The sequence below is a fragment of the Streptomyces murinus genome (assembly GCF_002154555.1).
Lineage (GTDB): Bacteria > Actinomycetota > Actinomycetes > Streptomycetales > Streptomycetaceae > Streptomyces > Streptomyces murinus.
Genome location: NZ_MUNF01000683.1, coordinates 1 through 3,637, shown reverse-complemented (window position 1 = coordinate 3,637; position 3,637 = coordinate 1). Strand labels below are relative to the sequence as shown.

At 70.5% G+C, this 3,637-nt stretch carries 2 protein-coding genes; one reads left to right on the top strand and one right to left on the bottom strand.

What is annotated here, in order from left to right:
* Window positions 1–107 precede the first annotated feature (107 nt).
* Window positions 108–1,871 carry an aspartate--tRNA ligase gene (gene aspS / locus CCN72_RS33030; RefSeq protein ID WP_085565697.1) on the bottom strand — a complete coding sequence of 588 codons (1,764 nt, stop codon included), beginning with the start codon at window positions 1,869–1,871 and terminating at the stop codon, window positions 108–110.
* A gap of 165 nt (window positions 1,872–2,036) precedes the next feature.
* Here aspS and CCN72_RS33025 point away from each other — a divergent pair.
* The coding region (locus CCN72_RS33025) for a SpoIIE family protein phosphatase (protein ID WP_107430225.1) at window positions 2,037–3,637 on the top strand (1,601 nt) is incomplete at its 3' end.

Genomic DNA, 3,637 nt, shown 5'->3' with positions numbered 1-3,637 from the left:
GGGAGGGGGAAGACGGGCCGGGGGACGCCGGGTGACACGAAGACGCCCGGAACCCCAAAGGGCCCCGGGCGTCTTCACGACAGCGACATCGACAGCCGCCGGCCGGACTACTTCGGCTGCGGCTTCCTGATGTTCAGGTGCAGCTCGCGCAGGCGGGACTCGTCCAGCTCGGTCGGCGCGCCCATCATCAGGTCCTGGGCGTTGCCGTTGAGCGGGAAGGCGATCGTCTCGCGGATGCTGGGCTCGTCCGCGAGGAGCATCACGATGCGGTCCACGCCGGGGGCGATACCGCCGTGCGGCGGAGCGCCGAAGCGGAACGCGCGCAGCATGCCCGCGAACTTCTCCTCGACGGTCTCCCGGTCGTAGCCCGCGATCTCGAACGCCTTCAGCATGATGTCCGGCTCGTGGTTCCGGATCGCGCCGGAGGACAGCTCCACGCCGTTGCAGACGATGTCGTACTGCCAGCCCAGGATGTCCAGCGGGTCCTGGGTCTCCAGGGCCTCAAGACCGCCCTGCGGCATCGAGAAGGGGTTGTGCGAGAAGTCGATCGAGCCGGTCTCCTCGTCCTTCTCGTACATCGGGAAGTCGACGATCCAGCAGAACCGGAAGACGTTCTCCTCGAACTGGCCGGCGCGCTTGGCGGCCTCGACGCGGACCGCGCCCATGATCTTGGAGACCTCGTCGTACTCGCCCGCGCCGAAGAAGATCGCGTGGCCGGGGGCGAGCGAGAGGCGCTTGGTCAGCTCGGCGACGTTCTCCTCGGTGAGGAACTTCGCGATCGGGCCGGTGAGCGTCCCGTCCTCGCCGACGCGGACCCAGGCCAGGCCCTTGGCGCCCAGCGTGACCGCGAAGTCACCGAGCTGGTCGAAGAACTTGCGCGGCTGGTCCTGGACCGCCGGCACCGGCAGCGCGCGCACATGCTTGCCCGCGAACGCCTTGAACTCCGAGCCCTCGAAGACATCGGTGATGTCCACCAGCTCCAGCTTGGCGCGCAGGTCCGGCTTGTCGGAGCCGTACTTCAGCATCGCCTCGCGGAACGGGATCCGCGGGAAGGGAGAGGTGACATGGCGGCCGCCGCCGAACTCCTCGAACAGCTCGGTCATGAGCTTCTCGATCGGCTGGAAGACGTCTTCCTGCTCGACGAAGCTCATCTCGACGTCGAGCTGGTAGAACTCGCCCGGCGAACGGTCGGCGCGGGCGTCCTCGTCGCGGAAGCAGGGCGCGATCTGGAAGTAGCGGTCGAAGCCGGAGATCATCAGCAGCTGCTTGAACTGCTGCGGGGCCTGCGGCAGGGCGTAGAACTTGCCGGGGTTCAGCCGGGAGGGGACGACGAAGTCACGGGCGCCCTCGGGGGAGGTCGCGGACAGGATCGGCGTCGCCATCTCGTTGAAGCCGAGCGCGGTCATCTTGTGGCGGATCGCCGAGATGACCGCCGTACGCAGCATGATGTTGCGGTGCATGCGCTCGCGGCGCAGGTCGAGGAAGCGGTACTCCAGGCGCCGCTCCTCGTTGACCCCGTCCTCGGCGTTGATGGTGAAGGGGAGGGGCTGAGCCGCGCCGAGCAGCTCGACCTCGGTCACCTCGACCTCGATCTCGCCGGTCGGCAGGTCCGGGTTCACGTTCTCGGTTCCACGTGAAACAACGGAGCCGTCGACGCGGACCGTGGACTCCTTGGAGAGCTTGTCCAGGGCCTCGTAGGCGGGGGTGCCGGGGCGGGCGACCAGCTGCGTGATGCCGTAGTGGTCACGCAGATCGATGAAGAGGATGCCGCCCAGGTCGCGCCGATTGTGCAGCCAGCCACTGAGCCGGACGTCGGTGCCGACGTCAGAGGCGCGGAGCTGGCCGCAGGTGTGGGACCTGTACCGATGCATCGTCGTTCATCGTCCTTCGTGGGTGCGAGCTTCGAGTTGGTGATCGCCCGGGTTGCCGCCCTGGCTGATCCAAGGGTACCGGCCACCCCAAGATCGGCTCCCCGCGATTTACCGCCCGCGGTCCTACGGTGGCACGCATCGAGCGCATCTCCTTAAATTGGGGCAATGCGTACAGGTGAGCCGCTCCCGGCCGTCGGGGACGTCCTCGCCGCCCTCGCGACCGGGCTGTGGCACTGGGACACCGCGGACAAGCTGGTCATCGTGGACGCGGAGGCGGCGCGGCTGCTCGGGCTGCCCGCGGCGCCGGCCACCCTCACCGAGGCCCAGACTCGGGCCCGGCTGCATCCGGCCGACTGGAACGAGATCACCGCGGTGGTGCAGCTCGCGGTCGCCGAGGGCACGCTCGCCGAGGTGCGGGTGCGGATCATGGACGAGGAGGGCACGGTCCTGCGCGTCGTACGCAGCCGTTCGAAGCCGTCGTACGACGCCGAGCGGCGCGCCTATGTACTGACCGGCACCCTCCAGGAGGTCGCCGAGCCGGGCCCGGACCCGGCGGGCGGCCGCACCACGGTCACCGGGCCCTGGCGGCGCTCGCGGGAGGCGTTCCTGCTGGACGCGGGCCGGGCGCTGGCCGAGGCGCGGTCCACGGCGGAGGTGCTGCGGGTCGCGGCGGGCCTGTCGATGCCGGGATTCTCGCCGAACGGCCTGGTGGTGTTCGGGGTGGAGGGCGACCGGCTGACGATGATCGGCCACCACGGTCACCAGTCCGACGAGATGGGCCCGTTCACCAGCATGCCGCTGGGGCTGGAGTACCCGGCCGCCGAGGTGGTGCGCACCGGGCGGGCTGTGTACCTCTCCTCGCCGGAGGAGTACCGGGACCGCTATCCGGTGACCTGGCCGCTGGCCCGGCCCTTCGGGCGCAGCTCCTGGGCGTTCCTGCCGCTGACCGTGGGCGGGCGCACGATGGGCGCCTGGATGGCGGGCTTCGCCCATCCGGTGCGCTTCACCCCGGACGAGCGGGCGGTGCTGACGACGGTGGCCCGGATGCTGGCGGGCGCCCTTTCCCGGGCGGAGACCGCCGAGTCGGAGCGGGAGCTGACGGAGGGTCTCCAGCGCTCCATGCTGCCCTCGCTGGGCCCGGAGGTCCCGGGGGCGCGGATCGCCGCCCGCTACATCCCGACCGGCGGCGGACTCCAGGTGGGCGGCGACTGGTACGACATGATCCCGCTGCCCGCCGGCCGGTTCGCGCTGGTCATCGGGGATGTGCAGGGCCACGATGTGCGGGCGGCCGGGCTGATGGGCCAGCTGCGGATCGCGCTGCGTGCCTACGCCTCGGAGGGGCACCGCCCGGACGCCGTGCTCTCGCGCGCCTCCCGCTTCCTGCACGGGATGACACACGACGAGGAGATGTCCGACCCGCGGTTCGCGACCTGCCTGTACGTGGCGGTCGATCCGGTGAGCGGGCGGCTGGAGATCGCCCGCGCGGGCCATCCGGACCCGGTGATCCGGATGGCCGACGGCACGGNNACGACCCGGTTCGCGCTCCAGCCCGGGGAGACGCTGATGCTGTGCACGGACGGGCTGATCGAGACCGGCGGACACGATCTGGACAGCGGCTGGCTGCGGCTGCGCTCGATCCTGGAGCGCCTCCAGATCGCCCTCGTGGCGCTCCAGGATCGAGCGCAGCCGCAGCCAGCCGCTGTCCAGATCGTGTCCGCCGGTCTCGATCAGCCCGTCCGTGCACAGCATCAGCGTCTCCCCGTCCT

Bases quoted from the DNA above. Each gene is read 5' to 3' on its own strand.
- aspS (WP_085565697.1), bottom strand. From the start codon at position 1,871: ATGCATCGGTACAGGTCCCACACCTGCGGCCAGCTCCGCGCCTCTGAC.